Below are 17771 nucleotides of genomic sequence, written 5' to 3'. Positions count from 1 at the left end.
TGTATTGATAACGAGCCTGGTTTAGTTATCAGATACGAGCGGTTCAGACCCCCGACTTCTGGGAGAAGTCGGGGATCTCGCCTTCACTAATAACTCGTAACTAATAACTAAGCAGACAAACCGTTTCTTTCTCTTAAACCTTTAGCAAGCGACAAGCGCATCTGAACGATTCAGAACTCTTAAATCCTCCTCATCCAACTCGACGGGGACGCCGCTGCGAATCAGTTCCACAAAGTCCTCGTTGGGAACCATAAAGCACAGCGTATACAAGCGATCGCAACCTGTATTTTCAATTTTATGAATCCCCGTCGGCGGTACTAATAAGCTGTCTCCAGGGCAAATCGGGACGGTTTTGCCGTCGCAAGTCGCTAGCCCTTGCCCCTTGAGGACAAAAAACATCTCCACAGCCATTTGGTGACGATTGGGAGGAGTTTTCCCACCAATATCAAAAATTTCTACACAAAAAGTTAATGAAACGTTAGCGCTTGCCGGATCGAAGACAATCGCTAACCGATTGCTATCCTCAGGACTGATGCGAAAGGCTTGATAGTCTCTGGGAGACTTGACGATCGGAATCATGCAACGGGACGAGTCCATCGGGCATTTCTCCTCTAAAAGAGAGCGATTTGGCTAATGGCTAATTGTTCGTTACCATTGGCGATTAGCATTAGCGGTTAGCCAACTTAATTGCTTCTACGATAGCTTGAGAATCTGCCACGAAACCAAAACACTGTTTTACGTTATAAAGGGTGGCTTGCCAGCAATACTCTGGGGATGTGGTAGCAGTACCATCTTTCACCAAAATGCAGTCATAGCCGAGAAAGTTAGCATCTTGCAGCGTTGCCATCACGCACTGATCTGCATTGACTCCGGCAAAGAACAAAGTCGTTTTTCCCAGGTTCCGCAAGATGCTGTCGAGAGGTGTATCCCAAAAACCGCTCATCCGGTACTTATCGACGCGGATATCTTCCGGGTTTGGTTCCAATTCATCCACCACCGCCGCCGCCCAACTGCCCACCATCAGCACTGGCGAACCATTCGCGGGCAACGGATCTCCTAAACCCACGCCATCGCCAGTGGGATTATAAACATGGCGTACACTGGCGCTGATATTCAGTAAGTCGGGACGGTTCCCCCAGTTAACCCAAATCACCGGAACGTTTGCCGTTCGCAATTCTGGCAACAGCGTTTTAAGCGGATTGATGGGAGTTCGGGCGGGTGTCACGTCTACGCCAATGTGGGCTAGCCAGCCATCGGGATGACAGAAATCATTCTGCATATCAATCACCAAAATTGCGGCTTTTGCCAAATCTAGGCGTAGCGTCTTGGTTTCTGTGGCTAGGGTGACAACTTGCGGTTTTAAAGGCGGGCGCGTGATATCAGCAATTTCCGCATCAACTGCCCAAGCATTCGGCGGCACACCCAAGGTACGGAGGGGTCGATTCATAGGGAGAGTGCAAGGGGGCAATCTTGAGGAATACTACTTTTTCTGCCCAGGACTCTTAAATTTTTCTATTTCTTAACTTCAAGGGAAAATGCGCGAGTTATAAACTTACAGAAGGTTTGGGCATACCCGATTGACCTGTTCCTGCTTACTTGCACAACCTCCTCACTTCCCCACCAGCAAGAGTAAGATCGGAAATAATTTTTAATCCCAAAAGGCAAAATTCCCCTTCTCCGTACCCCCCTCTATCTCCCCGCCAGCAGAGGGAAGATAAGGAATAAATTTTATTCAGGAGGGTTGGGGTGGGGTTCCGGAACTAGAATGAAACGATCTTGTTGCTTAAACCACCATCGGTAACTCTTGAAAGCTACTTTTTAGTAAAGTTTTGTCTTCCTCGGCGCGGAGGAGTTCCATTACCCGATCCTTATAATCCTGAAACAGAGGATTGCACTTAATGTCATAAGTGCGATCGCTTGGGAGTTTTATACTTAATTCTTCTTTAACCGTACCTGGACGCGAACTCAGCACATAGATGCGTTGAGATAGAAACACTGCTTCCTCAACATCGTGAGTAATCATAAATATTGTTGTCCGCGTGCGTTGCCAGACTTCTAGTAAAAATTGCTGCATCGCTTCTTTCGTCTGCACATCCAACGCCCCAAACGGTTCATCCATCAGTAAAATTTTCGGTTGCGAGGCTAAAGCACGCGCGATCGCGACCCGTTGCTTCATCCCACCTGAAAGTTCCTTTGGAAGTGACTTGGCAAACCCAGACAACCCAACCACGTCCAGATAATAAGCCACCCGTCGCCGTCGTTCTACCGAGGAGACACCTTGCAGCTTTAAACCAAATCCCACGTTCTCTGCAACCGTCATCCACGGATATAGCGTATAGCTTTGGAACACCATTCCCCGGTCAGGGCCAGGTCCCGTCACGCGCACCCCATCGACCAAAACTTCCCCCGCCGTGGGAGTATCCAATCCAGCAATCAACCGTAGCAATGTTGACTTACCAGAACCCGAAGCACCTACCGCACAGATACATTCTCCCTCTTCAATCTGCAAATTGATATCTTTGAGAGCAACGAGCGAACCGCGTCGAATTGGAAATTGTTTATGGAGTTGAGAAACTTGCAAATGCATAATGAGTGATAATTTTAAGTTTTTAGATTGAGTTGCCCACTCTAATCGTCATTGGTCACTAGCACCGAACGAATCCTTCAAAACCAATGACTGCTTACTTCTTTTCTTAATCATTAGCCCACTTACAAGACACGCGCAGTAACAATCGAAACAAAAGGTCGATCGTCAAACCAATCAAGCCAATTACAATCAGTCCCGCAAAAATTTCATCGGTCTTGAGAAATCTTTGGGCGACACTAATACGGCGACCCAAGCCTTCTGTCGCTGCCACCAACTCGGACACGATGACTAAGTTCCAAGAAGCTGCCATATTGACGCGACCCGCATCGATAATACTCGGAAGAATAAAGGGAAAAATTACTTGCAATAAAACTTGCTTTCGCTGACCGCCCAAGGTGTAGGAAGTTTCCAATAGCTCTTTCGGTACAAACTTCACCGCATCCATCACCATGAGCGTGTTAAAAAATAGCGTTCCGATAAAAATCAGCAGAATTTTTGGTTCTTCTCCCAGACCAAAATACAAAATTAGTAAGGGAATAAAAGCCGGTGCTGGCATATAACGCACAATGCCAATAATCGGTTCCATCAGCGCTCGAATGCTGGAAAAAGTTCCCATCAGTATCCCTAAGGGAATTGCAATCAGCGCCGCCAGAGAAAAGCCACTCAGAACGCGAAACAGGCTATAGGCAATATCTTTTTGCAAATCGCCAGTTGCTAAAAGCCTCTGAAAAGCGCCCCAAACTTGAGCGGGAGTCGGCAAAAATAAAGGTGCGACTATCCCAGCATTGGAGACTATCCACCAAAGAGCAACCGGGATGCAAATTGACAGAACCATTAAAGTCCATGCCAATTTTTTAGGAATCTCCTCACCAATGCGCCAGAAGACGCTAGGCGATAACATTTTACGAGGACGAGCGGAATTATTTTCCGGCAAATCTTCAGCGTAGCGGTTCATGAGTTTTGCTTTGCCGCGTAGGCTTTGATAAACTGATCGTCAAATATTTGGGTGAGATTCGGAGCCTGTTTAGCTAACTTAGCCTCAACTAAAAATTTGCTAATTTCTTGAGCGGCGTAACTCAAAGAGGTCATGTCATTACCGGGACTAAATGCTTTCAAGTTGTCTTCAATGCTGAAGATTTTCGTCCCGGCTTCGTATTTCTTGTATTCATCAACCGTGACCCCAGCCCGTTTTGCCATCGCGGCGTAAGCTTTGTCAGGATTGGTGCGGATAAACGCCAAGGTATCGAACCATGTATTGACCAAAGCTTGCACGTCTTGAGGACGTTCGGTAATCAGTTTTCGACTGACTGTTAAATGATCGGGAATTGCTCCTGGAAAGTCCTTAGAACTGAATAACTCTTTACTTCCAGCACGTTCTAATGCCTTGCTGGTAAACGGTGCAAAAACTCCAACTGCATCCACTTGACCCGCAACAAAAGCAGCTGAGGCTGCGCCGGTTTCTAAAGGCTGAAAAGTAATATCAGCCTGGGTTAAACCCGCTTTTTTCAGTCCGAGAAGTAGCAAGAAATGATCGACGGTTCCTTCTTCAGCAGCGATTTTTTTCCCTTTGAGGTCGGCAATACTATTGATACCTTCCCGAACAATAATTTTATCGTTGCCTGTTGAATTGTCATTAACTAATACAATCACTTGATCGGAACCAGCAGCCACTGAGCTGATCGTGTCATTCAAGGTTTGGGTATTCGCGCTGAGCTGACCAGCATTGAGGGCGTTAATGGAATCTAAATAGCCATCGAACCACTTCAAATTCACATTAACTTTGTTCGCGTCAAACAGCTTTTCTTCCTGAGCCACCTGCCAGGGCAACCACCCAGGCCAAACACTGAAACCCATTTGAATTGTTTCAGTTTTTGAGGATGTAGCGGTTTGCTGGGGGTTAGCACAACTAACCGTAATGACGAGGCTGAGCAAAAAGACCGAGAATAGAGAAAGTAACTGGCGGGTCTTCATTGAGTCTCACTCTTTACTAGCAGGCTCATTAGGCGGGTAGCATTTCTGTTGCCGCAGCAGATGAACGTTGATTTAAAACTTGCGATTTTACCCAATCAAACCAATTTTCTAATCCCTCACCTGTCTTGGCAGAAACCGCAATAATTGTGACATGAGGGTTCATCTGACGGACGTTAGCGGCAATCCGATTAATATCAATATCAAGATAAGGAGCTAAATCGATCTTGGTAATTAATAAACAATCCGCTTCTTGAAACATCACCGGATATTTGAGCGGCTTATCTTCTCCTTCAGTCACGCTCAACAAAGCAACTTTAATGTGTTCTCCCACTTCAAACTCAGCAGGACAAACTAAATTACCGACATTTTCAACCAGCACTAAATCAAAATCAGCAGGATTGTACTGGTGTTCTAGTTGATGAATTCCCCCAGCTACCATCTTGGAATCCAAGTGGCAGGAACGCCCCGTATTAATTGCAATTACAGGGACTCCAGATTGACGCAAACGGTCGGCATCCAACTCCGTCGTCATATCCCCTTCAATTACGGCGATTTTTAAATCATCCGTCAAAACCGCAAGCGATCGCTCTAACAGTGCTGTTTTACCTGCCCCAGGACTACTCATAATATTGAAACAAGTAATCCCCCACTCATCGAAATGCGCTCGGTTATGATCGGCTCCTTTCTGATTAGCATGGAGCAAGTTAATTCCCAATGCAGCGTCAAATGTTTGATGCATAAGCGTTTTTCTGTACCTCGTCAAAACTATACTCAATTCGGTCAATTTTTAGTTCTCTACCTGAGCGAATATCCTCCATCGGTGAGTCACACTCAGGGCAGCCGTATTGCAATCCAACTTGGGGTGCATATTCTTGTTGGCAGCGGTGACAAAAGGCAATCAGCGGTGTTTCCTGAATTACCAGTTCTACCCCTTCTAAAAAGGTGTTGCCAGTCTGTACTTCAAAAGCAAATTTTAGACTGACAGGTTCGACACAAGTGAACTTACCAACAATTAAGTGAATCTGGGTAATCTGGGGGCGCTCAGTCTGGGATTCCCACCAGTCTTTTACTGTGAAAATGAGCGCCTTTGTCATGTCAGTTTCGTGCAAGGCTCAACTCCACTCTGCAACTAATTCTGGTTGGGCGTAGGGGTGAATGTATGCGGCTTTTTCTTTTCGAGGTAACTGTCCTGACAGCACTAGATGCGCCATCGTGTCGCAAATCACTCGCGTTGCCATCAAAGATGTCATGTCGCTGATGTCGTAAGGGGGCGATACTTCCACCACCTCAAGCCCGCAAACGGGTGCTTTCTGAACAATTTTGCCCAGCATATAAAGAGCCTCGCGGGGTAATAATCCACCTGGTTCAGGCCAACCCGTTCCTGGGACAAAACCGGCATCAATGCAGTCAATATCAAAGCTGATATAAACGCAGTCGGTTCCGTCTAAAGCTCTTTCTAGAGCGAAGTTTACCGCTGCATCCAAACCCATTTCTGTGATGTCTGTAACTGTCAGAATATTTGTGGCTCGTTCTCGACAGACTTTTACACCTTGACGCGGCACTTGCCAGCCGCCGATTCCTAATTGCACGAGGTTTTTTGGATTGGCATTTTTGATGTTTGTGGCATGGAACCAAGGGCAGGTGTGCATGCGCTCATCGAGGTCTGTTTCCTGGGTATCGACGTGGCGATCGAAGTGAATAATCCCCAGTTTTTTATCGCCTAAATGGCGACAAACTCCCCGCACTGTGGGATAGCCAATTGAATGATCGCCTCCCAAAATAATTGGGAAAGCACCAGAACTAAAGATATGAGCAATTCCTTTAGAAATTTGGTCAAATGACTTTTCGTTATTTCCGGGAATTGTGAAAATATCTCCAACATCACACAGGGTAATTTGCTCTCGCAAATCAACGCCTAATTCAAAGTTATAGGGCGTATACAAAGCCGAAATCCGCCGAATTCCTTGAGGACCAAACCGGGTTCCAGGTCGGTAGGTGGTGCCAGAATCATGCGGTACGCCTACAATTGCAACATCGTATTCACCCACTTTTCGCACATCTTCTATATAAGGTGCTTTCAGGAAGGTGTTAATACCTGCGTAGTGGGGAAGTTCGCCGCGAGAGAAGGTAGAAATAGAGCGATCGCGTATACTTTCTGCTGCCTCTAATCCAAACTCTAACCCTTTTGCAACCTCCTGTTGCCAGCCTGTCATTGGCAGATGGGTTTCTTTCTCTAAGGCGCGACTCGCTTCAGTAGACGGCGGCTGAAAATCCGAATTCGAGTTTTGAGAATTTATGTCAGTCATGTTTGGAAAAATGGGATGTTTCGTCAGTCTAAAAGCTCTATTTTTTCTCCCAAGTCAAAGAAGACTTGCAAAAACAATAGCCCGGGTAAGCCATAACAGATAAGCTTCTGCTATGTACCTCCCGGGCTTTTCTCCCGCCGTGTAACCAGTCCGTGTTTCAATTTCTAAAAACACTCTATGACTGATTCGCTTCTCTCGGACCAGCCGTTTAAATCTTGAGACTTAAACCGGAACCCTAGAAGCTATTAATTTTTTTTACCCGATAGCTATCAATATTTGTTGGATGAACTTTGAAAGCTTAAATGTATAGATATCAATAAATTTTAAGGGAGAATGTAATCAAAGTTACAATTGGGCGGATTCCCCCCAGGGGGGAATCCAGAGTCAAGCGATCGCTACCTAGATGAACGCTCGCATCACAGCCTACAAGCAGGATTTTGCTACCGAGAAGGCTCAAATCGTACCGGACACCGCAGCCAAACCTGGATGCAAACGACTCCAGGCTTGGCGCATCATCAGCGCCCAATTAGGACAATCTTGTGTAGTTGCGCCTACCCCTTAGGAGAGCGATCGCCCTACACGGGTCAGTCGTCGGAAAGCTTTAGTCTTCGTGATCTTCAAACGGATCGCTCAATTCCTTAGAAGGAGGCCCGAACGCAGTGTAGATGGTGAAACCAGTGATAGCGACGAGAAAGGTAGCGATAGAAATGCTAAGAACTGTTGCGGGTTCCATAGGTGAGATAATTTATGAGAGCAGTTCCTATACAATATTACAAAACGTTAAAAACTTCTGTCGAGATTGATCCTAGGAAAGCTATGGCACAACGGACTTGGTTAGGAGATGTCCTCAAACCCCTTAACTCTGAATATGGGAAAGTATCTCCGGGGTGGGGCACTACGCCATTGATGGGCGTCTTTATGGTGCTATTTTTGGTCTTTTTACTGATTATTCTGCAACTTTACAATTCCTCACTCCTCGTTGAGGGTGTTGATGTCGATTGGAAAAGCCTAGGGCGTTAATCGACTGTAATCTGGCGCGAAGTCCTTGGGCTTTACATAACGCCACGATTAAAAAACACTGATGCTTTCCCGGCTAGACCGGGTTTTTTTGTCGGTTCTATACTAAAGTTAACCTTTTGCACGAAAAATCCTATGAATATCTTTGGCATCGGTCTGCCGGAAATGGCGCTGATTATGGTTGTGGCTCTTTTGATTTTTGGTCCTAAAAAGTTGCCAGAAATTGGTCGCAGTATGGGCAAGGCAATTCGCGGCTTCCAGGAAGCATCCAGAGAATTTGAAACTGAGTTCAAGCAGGAAGCAGAGCAGATAGAACAAGCTGTCAAGACACTTCCCCAGGCTGACTCAGAGAAAGTAGCAAACGGAAAGTCAGAGAATCCCGCAACTAGCTCATCGCAACACAGCTAAAACTGGCAATTCTCGTTGCCACGCTAGCGATTCTCACTCTTAGTGGAATATACAGGAACCTCACCCCCGACCCCCTTTTATGAACCGAGAGGGGATATCGAACCCCTCCCCGTTCGCTGGGAGAGTGCAGGAGTGGGGTTAAACCGTAGTGGATCCAATAGAGAATTGCTATAGAACAGGAAAGGGGGTAGACGCTAATTGTCAGCGACTGGTAGAAAGCCATATTTCTGCAATATCTGCTGCCCTCTGTTACTAGTAACAAAGTTGATGAATTCTTTTGCCTGCTGGGAATTTTGACTTTGCTTGACAACCGCTATCCAATAGCTGATAGGTCGAGTTGATTCAGGGGGAATTCGGGCGATCGCCTTCACTTTCTTCGATATCGCCGCATCCGTTGCATAGACAAGGGCGGCGTCAACATTTCCCTGCTCCACATAAGTCAAAACTTGACGCACATTGTCACCAAAGACTAACTTTTTTTCTTTTTCCAGTTTGGTATAAAGATTTTCTTTTTCCAGAGCTATTTTTGCGTACTCTCCCGCTGGCACGGTAGCTGGATTACCGATTGCTAAACGTTTCAGACGACTATCCCTTAAGTCAGATAGTTTCTTCAGCCAAGGGGTTTGAGCAGTAGTTGCCACCAGGACTAATTGATTACGAGCAAACGTCTTGCGAGTTTGGGGAAGCAACAAATTCTGCGTTTCTAAAGCATCCATCGGTCGAGCTGCTGCACTTGCGAATACATCAATGGGGGCACCCCGTTCGATTTGCTTTTGCAAGAAACCAGAAGCGGCAAAATTAAAGTGAACGGTAAAGGTAGGAAGCTGAGCTTGAAAGGATGTGGCAATCTCTGTAAAAGCTTCGCTCAACGAAGCAGCAGCAGCAACAGTCAGCGTGGTAGATGTAGATTCAGATGCCTTTGGGGAAATAGCTGGGGCACTGCAAGCCCCCAGCAGAAGACTCATAACCAGACTTAGCAGGATGAGAGGGGGTAGGATAGCGAACCGATTGGCATTCTCCGGACACTTGCGTGGCATCAAAAAAGAACTCAAGCGTTTTTTCCCTAGCAAAAACTATGATTTGAGGCTTTGATGTTCTTGAACCATTCGTTTCAGCGCTCCGCTTTGCCATTGAGTTCGGGTTTACCCGGAACTTCAAATTTGTAACCGACGCCCCGAACCGTTTGAATTAACTCAGGCTGAGTAGAATCGATTTCTATCTTCTTGCGAATCTGCCCGATATGAACGTCAACAACCCGTGGGTCTCCAATGTAGTCAGAAGCCCAAACTTCTTTGATTAACTCGGCTCGACGCCAAACTCGACCGGGATGACTCGCCAAGAAATGCAACAAATTAAATTCTAAGGCGGTCAGAGGTACTGGTTGGTCGCTTAGATTCACCTCTCGACGCACTGGATCGATCACTAGTTTGTCAAAGATGAGGCGTTGCTGTTCGGCGACTTTCAGGGGTCGATGGCGCTTTAAAAGCGCCCCGACGCGGACGCCTAACTCTCCCAAGCTAAAAGGCTTGGTAATGTAGTCATCCGCACCCTGGGAGAAGCCGTGGATTTTATCGTTTTCGTCAGCGCGACTCGTTAGCAGCAGTACTAATACGTCGGTGCGGCTTTGCAATTCTTTGCAGAGTTGATAGCCATTCGCGTCAGGCAAATTCACGTCCAGAATCACCAGGTTTGGGTTGAATTGATCAAACACGGCGCGGGCGGTCTTGCCGTCTTCAGCAGACTCCATTTGATAATTTTGCTGACTTAAGAAGCGATAGATGAGATTCCGGATGGCCGGATCGTCATCCACGACAAGAATCTTGTGAGTTGCGGAAGCCAGGACCATAACTTTCCACTAAGAACTGGATTATGATTAACGGACAGCGGTATTTTAAGCAAACAGGTCGAGTCGGGGAAATAAGCGCTTTGGAAGGCGAAAAATCGCTTCCTTACCTTATTAATATTCCCAAGCTTAATGACGTAATGAGCATTTTAGACAATTATCGTCGCTCTCCCCAGTTAGTGAAAATATCTCGTAATCGTCAAGTCTCCACGATGGGGAGTCTGGCGGTTTGTTTTAAGTATTTTTTGTCTAAAAAAATTAAATTTGCCGAGCGAATCCGGATAAATCATCTGACGGTTAGCTGGTAAACGAATAAAAGTGTCTTTCGAGAGAAGCGCTTGTGTTCAAGGATCAAGCTAAACTAACTTGGAGGATAGGATGAATGTAGGCACTCAAGGCTAAGGGTCAACTGCGATTAGGCAGTGATTTCAAGGGCTTGAACGGCTTTGAACAAAGAACCAGTATGACAAAACTTCACGGGAAATGTATAGATACTTTGCCAAATGTAGTAATTTATGACCATTCCATCCTTCAAGAGCCGTAGCACCTTCTCCAATCAGCGTGAAAGTATTCCAATCGCGCTCTCATGGGGTCGGAGATCCTCTTTTCGCAACGGGAATTAGGGGGTTTTAGGTTACATAGGTTAGAACGGCTGGCTAACGATACTTTCTTCTAGCCTGAGGAACTGGCAGTGTAGATAGGGAGCTAGATTGCCAGAAACGATTGAGTCGATGAAGACTGCTAAAAATAATAGATCTCTGGGAGGTTTTGGATGAGCGAGCAAAATCCCTACGAAAAGCTTGGACTGTCAGAAGACGCAACTTTTGAGGAAATTCAGGAGACCCGCAAGCGCCTTCTTCAAGAGCATCATGGCGAGAAGGAGCTTCTGGAAGCGATGGAGACGGCCTACGATGCGATTTTAATGGAACGTCTGAGGATGCGCCAAGAGGGAAAAATTAAGGTTCCGGAACGGATTCGGTTCCCAGAGCGGGCGATCGCGCCTCCTCCCACTTTTACTCCTGTGCCGGTCAACCGTTCCCCAGCTTGGTTGCAAAATCTGATTGATACGCCCAGCTTACAGGAGGTGGCGTGGCCTAGCGGTTTGTTCTTGGCATTGAGCGCCATTACAGCCTATCCAGGCACCAATGATTCGATGCTGCCATTGAATATGGCGTTAGGGGCTGGATTAACTTTATTTTTGGTCAATCGCAAAGAGCGGAAATTTGGTCGCGCTTTCCTGCTGACGCTGCTGGGGTTGTTCGTAGGAATTGGATTGGGAACGCTGCTCGATAATGTGCTGATGACGCAAATTTCCAATATCGGATTGACGCCAGATAAATTCGTCACGGTGGTGACGTTTATTATTCTCTGGCTGGTTAGTAGCTTTCTGCGCTAAAGCTAAGAATTAAACATGAAAAATTAAGAGTTAATTAGAGAATTTTTAATTTTTCATTTTTTATGTTTAATTCTTCAGGCAGCGGCTGACTCAACACGAAATCTACGGCTTCACCAAGGTTGTTTACGATCAAGTCTGGCTGGTATTGCTCAAGCTGAGCGCGATCGCGTATCCCGCACAAAACCCCGATGACCTTAACGCCGTGGTTTTTTGCGGCAATTATATCAGCCTCGGTATCCCCGATCATCCACACCTCAGAGGCGGGAGGAAGTTCCGCGATCGCGCGTTCCATCAGCAGCGGTTTGTCGTCGATGTCACGAGTCTTCACGTAGTCGTTTGCCAGGTGGTAGCACCGATTCTCTGGGAAAAATCGCGCTAAGTCGTAACGACCGAAAGCGTAATCTAACTCTCGTTGACGGCGCATGGTTAGTACGACCAAATCGACGCCTGCTTCCTGTACTTTTTCCAGGGCGTCAACGGCTCCGGGTGCCAGGGCGTCATAAACTAGATAGGGCATGGTATGCACGGTTTGACGCCGCAGTGCCGCAAATGCTTGGGCTTGCTCTTCATCGAGACCGGAAAGGATGCCGATTTGTCGTTCTGGGACGCGCGATCGCTTCAAACCCCAAAACTCCTCCTTAGACATCTGACGCACTGACTGGTCTTCCCGCCGCGTCTGTTCCAAACAAAACTGGTAAACTTGGTAATATCGCTCCGAAACGTCCATAATTGGGCCGTCGAAGTCACTGATAATTCTTAACATTTTTAGACGCAGGGGTTAATCTATATGATTAAGATTAATCACAAATTACCCCTTTTTTACCTGCCTGCCGATAGGTTCCTCAATACAGGCTACCTCGCTTCATCTGCTCTCGTTCAATCGCTTCAAAAAGAGCGCGAAAGTTGCCTTCCCCAAAACCCCGTGCCTGTAAGCGGCGCTCAATTAACTCAAAGAAGAAAGTAGGTTGTTCAAAAATCGGTTGAGTGAAGATTTGCAGTAGCAACGCTTCGGGAGAGTTTTCCTCCCAATCCACCAAAATTTGTTGCACCGCAATTTCCTGAATTTCAGCCTCCGATAGCTGAAGTCCTTGCCGGTGAAGCAGTTGCGTGTAGTAGGTGCGGGGGACTTGCAGAAAGGGTAGACCGCGTTGACGGAGATAGGCGATCGCATTCACAATATTGGGCGTTTGCAAAGCAATATGCTGAACTCCTGGCCCCTGATTCACCTCCAAAAATTCCTGAATTTGGGAATTCGCAGATGCGGGTTGATTAATCGGTAACTTGACCCAACCATCCGGATGATGCATCACCTTACTGTGCAGTCCCGAACGCTCGGTTTGAATCGCAAACGACTGCTGCGGTATAAACGCTAGCGTCTTTTCATACCAAGCAACTGCCCGATCCAAGTCCCCAGCCGCCACATTCAGCACCACATGATCGATGCCGCCAAACGCGAAGCCGGTGTTGCTCCTGCCATCTAACCGCTCGGAATCATCATCCCATAAGGCTTTTCCGCCATCCCAGTCAAGCTGGGGAAAAGTGCAAATAAAACCTCTATCTTGGCGCTCAACAAACTTAGGCTGCCTTTCTATCAAGGTATGGCTCAAAGAACCCCAAGCGGCAATCTTGCCCCACTTCAGAAAGACCTTACCCGGTTGTTCTTGGATGGGTTGCAACACCTTAGCTCCTCCATTGACCGCCTTCGTCATCACCGCTTCCACATCAGGAACGCTAAAAGCGATGTCAGCAACACCGGGAGGATGTTGGTGCAGAAACTGGGCAACGGGACTCGCCGATGTCAGGGGTGAAGATAGCAAAAAATAGACTGAGCCGCTTTTGACCACTTCTGTGCGAGTGTGGTCGCTTACCCCAGCGGCTACTGCTTGAAAGCCCAGCAGTAGCACAAACCAGTCGCGCGACGCTTTGGCATCTTCAACATAGAAGTGAACATGGTCAATTTTCATGGTTTATCCAGTCTGAGCAGCTCTACCTGAGTGTAAATTTTGCCCTCTTCCTGGCATTTACAGGTCATTCTTGAGAAAGAATCCCTCCTTTGATAAAGCGCTGAGTGCGGTAGGCGCTGGGTTTCCCTGCCCCTGTTGAGTAGTGAGTGGAGATGGAAAGAGTGGCACAGAGTCAGTAAAAAACAGCAGATTTTATACGTGGTGTACTCAGTTCGCGATGACGATTTAGAAAAACAGGTGGCTTTCTGGCTGAATATTAATTTCCATCGGCACCGCTTGCGGATCGGCGCTGAGCGCGAACAGAATTGCATCAGCAGCAGTTTCAGGGCTGAGCATCTTTTTGCGATCGACTTTTAGGCTGACATTATCCCAAAAAGGAGAATCAACGCCGCCAAAATAGAACAGGGTGAACTTGATGCCGAAGCGCTTCAGTTCATCTGCCATACACTTGCTGAAACCCACGACGCCAAATTTTGAGGCACAGTAAGCCGCTGCCATCGCCATTGAGTGCTTGCCTAGAATCCCTACTACATTGCAGATATGACCGCTTTTATGCTCCTTCATCGCCTCCGCTGCTGCCTGACAGGTGTAGAAGCTGCCTTTTAAGTTCACGTCGAGCATGGCGTCTAAATCTGCGGGTTCTAACTGGTTGTATTGCTTCAGGACGCCAGCGCCCGCCGCATTGACTAAAACATCAATTTGACCAAAGTGGGCGATCGCTTTTTCCATTAGCGTCTCCACTTGCTGCGGTTTAGTAATATCTGTCGGTACGGTTAAGACTTGGGGGAGTCCAGATGCCAAGTTTGCCAACCGACTGCTATCTCTTGCTGCCAGTACCAACCGCGCCCCCATCGGTGCCAGCTTGCGAGTTAAGACGGAACCAATGCCGCCAGTGGCACCAACGATGACAACGACTTTATCTTGCATATTCCTTTACATTTCTTTACATCTTCTCCCATCATACTGACCGCGATTGATTCTGCTCAAACCAGTGATTTCTCGTTTGCAGAGCGAGGAGACGCCTAAGAACGCTCTCAGGACGCTCTTGCTTCCAGCAATCACCGAGAAAGCCTAGGAAGAGGGTGGAACCCCATAGCAGCACCTAAGCACGGTAGCAAGCCCATCCAGTAGGCATTTCCTGGTAGAGCCTCTCAAAGCAGAAACCGAGAAAATGGGCAGACTATCCAGAAAAAACCTTGACATTTCGTAAAAATCAAGGCTGTGATGGACAAAGTGTGTGAGAGTTCCTGCTTCAGGTTGAATAAATCATGGATTGGATAGTCAAAGCGACAGGGGAAATATTTACTGGCTTGTCCCAGCTATTTACAACTCCGGTTTTTGAAATCGGTAACACCCGTCTTTCCCTCGGTTCGATTGTCCAACTGATTATGTTAGCGATCGCTGTCTTTATTGCTTCTCGCGCTACCAGCGAGTGGATTAAGCGAAAAATTCTGGTGCGAGTGAAATTGGATCGAGGAACGCGAGAAGCGATCGCAGCGGTCATCGGCTACCTTTTAGCCGGTTTCGGATTTATGATTGTCCTGCAAACAGCAGGCATCAACCTGAGTTCTCTAACAGTATTTGCTGGAGTGATTGGGATTGGGTTGGGATTCGGGTTACAAAATCTATCCAGCAACTTTATCAGTGGATTGACGCTACTTTTTGAACAACCGATTAGAGCCGGAGACTTTATTGAAGTTGATGGTCTTTTAGGAACTGTAGAAAATATTTCTATTCGTTCTACGATTGTTCGTACACTGGATGGCGTTTTTGTCATCGTTCCCAATGTTCGATTTGTTGAAAATCATATTATTAACTGGACTTATAAAGACCCAAAATGTCGCATCCACATCCCGATAGGAGTTGCCTATGGGAGCGAACCCATATTAGTGACAGAGGCACTTTTAGCGGCGGCTCGAATGGAACCAGGCGTTTTATCTTCTCCGGCTCCTAAAGTTTGGTTTAAAGGTTTTGGGGAAAGTTCTTTAGATTTTGAGCTATTAGTTTGGATCGATCGACCGCAGGGTAGCGATCCCATTAAAAGCTCTTTAAATTTTTCGATTGAGCATGAATTCCGCAACCGAGGAATCGAAATTCCTTTTCCCCAGCGGGATATACACATTCGCAATTTAGAAGAAATAACGCATCGGTTTCATAAAACCAGTGCTACAGATGTTTCTAATGGCAAAGTCAATTCGCCTAATAACACCATCACACCCGGCACCAAAGTTCTTGCCAAATCCCCCGATAACTGGACCCTGCGCGATTTGTTGCGAAGAGTCACTTTCTTTGAGGGGTGTACTGATTTAGAACTGCGTCAATTGATTGAGTACGGATATCGACAACTGTATCCAAAGGGACAGGCTGTTTGTCAAGAAAATGACCCCGGCGATTCATTTTATATTATTCTGACTGGCTCAGTAGAAGTCTTTTCTCAAAAGGCAGAGAAATATATTGCAACGCTTCACAAAGGCGAATTTTTTGGGGAAATTTCTTTGTTATTGGGAACTCCGCGTTCTGCAACCGTTCGGACTGTGGAAGATGCGATTTTGTTTGTCGTAGACCGCAACGATTTACAAAAGCTTTTAGTCACTCATCAGGAGTTAGCGGATCAGATTGCCCAAAAATTATCAGAACGGCAACAGGCATTACGAGATTTGGGGTTACTGACAGAAGAAGTTTCCGAACAGACTCCTTTAATCCGAATACGCCAACGAATTCAAAGCCTTTTTGGCATCTAAGAATGAATTTATTTAAGTTAAGCAATGGATCGCGATTTGATTTAGGATTTTTGAGCGATCGCTACTTGATATGTATTTGCTGCCTTCTTCAGTTTAAAAGTATTATTTGATTTCAAAAAAACAGGAAATTTACTACCTAATTGTAAGTCCTTGAGAACTTTGGTAATGGGTTGCTTATAGCGTTTATGAAATTCACTACCTACACTGGGAATCCCAATATAGCTTCCTGAAGAATGAGCTGTTAAATCATTTATTATAATAACTAATGCCTTTTCTAGCTCTACTTTTGACGTGATTTTACTGAAAGAGCTTGGCTTTTGAGTTTTTGACTCAATTTCTTTGGCAAAAGTTTTAACCATCAAATTATTTTCCTGGTTCATATCAAAGATAGTTACATATAATTCAGCTTGATCTTGGGGTTGATGCACGACAAACTCGGAGGGACGTTCTAGAAAAATGTCTCTAGCTCTCTTGCCCGGAGTATGAGCAGATACTACCTGACTGATAGTGATGTTATATGTTGTATGAAAAAGCTGTGAAAGTCTAGAAAGCTTTATCCATGAGTTAGCAGCCCCTTCTTTTTCAGCTTTAATTAACTGTTTGAGCTGGATAATACATTGATCGAGAGAGGGAATTTCTGAATTAGGTTTGAGAGAACGAGTCTGAGAATGACCCGTCTTACTATTGAGGACAGTTATATTCTCTCCTTGTTTGCAAACTAAATATCCTGTTAATCCGTGAGTTTGAAGCGTAGTACATAGATGAGTCATTACTTTGTCGGATGAGCAGACAAAAACCTCTTTAGCAGTAGGATAATGTACAAAAATAGAAGAGCCAACTGTTGCCATTTTTACATCAGCGCTGTCTTTACCAGCAGGAACGTGAATGAGTTCGTAGCCGCGCCCGTGTAGTTCCGCATCTTGCTTTCCCATTGTGCGCCAATTTGCAAAAGCAATTTTGATTTGGATGGGATAAGTACAGACTGCCGCCAGGAACTTTTCTGTTGCGGTATCGAGTTGTAAGTTTTCGGCATCCAAAAGCAAAATCGCGATATGTTGCTCTGGAATCAGCACTCGCGGCGCTTCTGGTGGATGTGAAAAGGCTGAGCCATTTCTGGGAGCTATTTCAGATGCTGAATCAATTAAGATACGAAGTTTTTCTATTAATTTACTAGATATCGGCAATTCTAAACATTGAGGAGTTAAGATTAATTGCAGTAATTTTCGTACTATTTTAATTAGTGCATCTCTATCAGGTGCTTTGCTGAGTTCTGTTTGCAATTTCAATAGGAAAGATGATTGATAAGGAGCATCATTCCAAGGAACATTCCGGTATTTTTCAGTTAATAATTTTGGCTGCTGTTGCTGAATAAAAATAATGGTTTGATAGATACAGAAGCTAATTTCCTTAATGACAGTAGAATCATTTACCGAGGTCACGCGAACGTTATCTGGCATAGTTTTTTGGGCTTATATTCAGGCGGCGTATCCCTGAAGTCTCTAGGGAGCGCTCTTAGGTTTAGGATTCCCCTCATAATA

The 17771-nt window shown here is 45.9% G+C and carries 21 protein-coding genes and 1 riboswitch; of the genes, 6 read left to right on the top strand and 15 right to left on the bottom strand.

What is annotated here, in order from left to right; translation table 11 throughout:
• Nucleotides 1-141: 141 nt before the first annotated feature.
• The 8 genes from NDI44_RS20405 to speB form a co-directional block, all read right to left on the bottom strand.
• Nucleotides 142-597 (bottom strand): cupin domain-containing protein, encoded by a 456-nt coding sequence (locus NDI44_RS20405; protein ID WP_190411425.1) that lies wholly within the window; start codon nucleotides 595-597, stop codon nucleotides 142-144.
• A gap of 70 nt (nucleotides 598-667) precedes the next feature.
• Nucleotides 668-1447, bottom strand: a complete 780-nt coding sequence (locus NDI44_RS20400) for a cysteine hydrolase family protein (protein WP_190411424.1) — start codon at nucleotides 1445-1447, stop codon at nucleotides 668-670.
• A 336-nt stretch (nucleotides 1448-1783) separates the two neighbouring features.
• Nucleotides 1784-2587, bottom strand: coding sequence for an ABC transporter ATP-binding protein (locus NDI44_RS20395; protein ID WP_190411423.1), 804 nt, complete (start codon nucleotides 2585-2587; stop codon nucleotides 1784-1786).
• Nucleotides 2588-2693: 106 nt separating this feature from the next.
• Nucleotides 2694-3542, bottom strand: coding sequence for an ABC transporter permease (locus NDI44_RS20390; RefSeq protein ID WP_190411422.1), 849 nt, complete (start codon nucleotides 3540-3542; stop codon nucleotides 2694-2696).
• Nucleotides 3539-4558 carry an ABC transporter substrate-binding protein gene (locus tag NDI44_RS20385; protein ID WP_190411421.1) on the bottom strand — a complete coding sequence of 340 codons (1020 nt, stop codon included), beginning with the start codon at nucleotides 4556-4558 and terminating at the stop codon, nucleotides 3539-3541. Before NDI44_RS20385 ends, NDI44_RS20390 begins: the two co-directional genes overlap by 4 nt.
• Before the next feature lie 28 nt (nucleotides 4559-4586).
• Nucleotides 4587-5297 carry a hydrogenase nickel incorporation protein HypB gene (hypB, locus tag NDI44_RS20380; RefSeq protein ID WP_190411420.1) on the bottom strand — a complete coding sequence of 237 codons (711 nt, stop codon included), beginning with the start codon at nucleotides 5295-5297 and terminating at the stop codon, nucleotides 4587-4589.
• Nucleotides 5281-5667 (bottom strand): hydrogenase maturation nickel metallochaperone HypA, encoded by a 387-nt coding sequence (hypA, locus tag NDI44_RS20375; RefSeq protein ID WP_199299643.1) that lies wholly within the window; start codon nucleotides 5665-5667, stop codon nucleotides 5281-5283. Before hypA ends, hypB begins: the two co-directional genes overlap by 17 nt.
• Nucleotides 5668-5670: 3 nt before the next feature.
• Nucleotides 5671-6864 carry an agmatinase gene (speB, locus tag NDI44_RS20370; RefSeq protein ID WP_190411419.1) on the bottom strand — a complete coding sequence of 398 codons (1194 nt, stop codon included), beginning with the start codon at nucleotides 6862-6864 and terminating at the stop codon, nucleotides 5671-5673.
• A 116-nt stretch (nucleotides 6865-6980) separates the two neighbouring features.
• Nucleotides 6981-7114: riboswitch (guanidine-I (ykkC/yxkD leader) on the bottom strand.
• Between the two features lie 101 nt (nucleotides 7115-7215).
• Here speB and NDI44_RS20365 point away from each other — a divergent pair.
• A complete protein-coding gene (locus NDI44_RS20365) occupies nucleotides 7216-7506 on the top strand; it encodes a hypothetical protein (RefSeq protein WP_190411486.1) in 291 nt (96 codons plus the stop codon).
• Here the strand turns inward: NDI44_RS20365 and psbN are convergent.
• On the bottom strand, nucleotides 7466-7597 hold the full coding sequence (gene psbN / locus NDI44_RS20360) for a photosystem II reaction center protein PsbN (RefSeq protein ID WP_190411418.1): 132 nt from the start codon (nucleotides 7595-7597) through the stop codon (nucleotides 7466-7468). The genes NDI44_RS20365 and psbN overlap by 41 nt on opposite strands.
• An 83-nt stretch (nucleotides 7598-7680) precedes the next feature.
• On the opposite strand from psbN, the gene psbH reads away from it, so the two are divergent.
• Complete coding sequence (gene psbH, locus NDI44_RS20355; protein ID WP_190411417.1) at nucleotides 7681-7884, top strand: photosystem II reaction center protein PsbH; 204 nt, start codon at nucleotides 7681-7683, stop codon at nucleotides 7882-7884.
• Between the two features lie 132 nt (nucleotides 7885-8016).
• The gene (locus NDI44_RS20350) at nucleotides 8017-8289 is read left to right on the top strand and encodes a TatA/E family twin arginine-targeting protein translocase (RefSeq protein WP_190411416.1); all 273 of its coding nucleotides are present in this window, start codon (nucleotides 8017-8019) and stop codon (nucleotides 8287-8289) included.
• Between the two features lie 194 nt (nucleotides 8290-8483).
• On the opposite strand, the gene modA is transcribed toward NDI44_RS20350, so the two are convergent.
• Nucleotides 8484-9326, bottom strand: a complete 843-nt coding sequence (gene modA, locus NDI44_RS20345; RefSeq protein ID WP_190411415.1) for a molybdate ABC transporter substrate-binding protein — start codon at nucleotides 9324-9326, stop codon at nucleotides 8484-8486.
• A 74-nt stretch (nucleotides 9327-9400) separates the two neighbouring features.
• Entirely contained in the window at nucleotides 9401-10135 is a 735-nt protein-coding gene (locus NDI44_RS20340; RefSeq protein WP_190411414.1) for a response regulator transcription factor, read from the bottom strand.
• Between the two features lie 23 nt (nucleotides 10136-10158).
• On the opposite strand from NDI44_RS20340, the gene NDI44_RS20335 reads away from it, so the two are divergent.
• A complete protein-coding gene (locus tag NDI44_RS20335) occupies nucleotides 10159-10440 on the top strand; it encodes a hypothetical protein (RefSeq protein WP_190411413.1) in 282 nt (93 codons plus the stop codon).
• Between the two features lie 464 nt (nucleotides 10441-10904).
• Nucleotides 10905-11528 carry a CPP1-like family protein gene (locus NDI44_RS20330; protein WP_190411412.1) on the top strand — a complete coding sequence of 208 codons (624 nt, stop codon included), beginning with the start codon at nucleotides 10905-10907 and terminating at the stop codon, nucleotides 11526-11528.
• A 34-nt stretch (nucleotides 11529-11562) separates the two neighbouring features.
• Here NDI44_RS20330 and NDI44_RS20325 read toward each other — a convergent pair whose 3' ends face one another.
• The 3 genes from NDI44_RS20325 to NDI44_RS20315 all read right to left on the bottom strand — a co-directional run bounded on the left by NDI44_RS20325 (nucleotide 11563) and on the right by NDI44_RS20315 (nucleotide 14419).
• On the bottom strand, nucleotides 11563-12291 hold the full coding sequence (locus NDI44_RS20325; RefSeq protein WP_190411411.1) for an HAD family hydrolase: 729 nt from the start codon (nucleotides 12289-12291) through the stop codon (nucleotides 11563-11565).
• A 79-nt stretch (nucleotides 12292-12370) separates the two neighbouring features.
• Nucleotides 12371-13492 carry a 4-hydroxyphenylpyruvate dioxygenase gene (gene hppD / locus NDI44_RS20320; protein WP_190411410.1) on the bottom strand — a complete coding sequence of 374 codons (1122 nt, stop codon included), beginning with the start codon at nucleotides 13490-13492 and terminating at the stop codon, nucleotides 12371-12373.
• 225 nt (nucleotides 13493-13717) lie between these two features.
• Nucleotides 13718-14419 carry an SDR family oxidoreductase gene (locus tag NDI44_RS20315; protein ID WP_190411409.1) on the bottom strand — a complete coding sequence of 234 codons (702 nt, stop codon included), beginning with the start codon at nucleotides 14417-14419 and terminating at the stop codon, nucleotides 13718-13720.
• A 341-nt stretch (nucleotides 14420-14760) separates the two neighbouring features.
• Between NDI44_RS20315 and NDI44_RS20310 the strand changes: the two genes are divergently transcribed.
• Nucleotides 14761-16233 (top strand): cyclic nucleotide-binding domain-containing protein, encoded by a 1473-nt coding sequence (locus tag NDI44_RS20310; RefSeq protein ID WP_190411408.1) that lies wholly within the window; start codon nucleotides 14761-14763, stop codon nucleotides 16231-16233.
• Nucleotides 16234-16274: 41 nt separating this feature from the next.
• On the opposite strand, the gene NDI44_RS20305 is transcribed toward NDI44_RS20310, so the two are convergent.
• Nucleotides 16275-17690 carry an NYN domain-containing protein gene (locus NDI44_RS20305; protein ID WP_190411407.1) on the bottom strand — a complete coding sequence of 472 codons (1416 nt, stop codon included), beginning with the start codon at nucleotides 17688-17690 and terminating at the stop codon, nucleotides 16275-16277.
• Nucleotides 17691-17771 lie beyond the last annotated feature (81 nt).

The sequence above is a fragment of the Trichocoleus sp. DQ-A3 genome (genome assembly GCF_039961975.1).
In the GTDB taxonomy this organism is placed as follows: domain Bacteria; phylum Cyanobacteriota; class Cyanobacteriia; order Cyanobacteriales; family FACHB-T130; genus FACHB-T130.
Note: the sequence above shows the minus strand (reverse complement) of the source record. Positions and strands in the feature narration are given on the sequence as shown.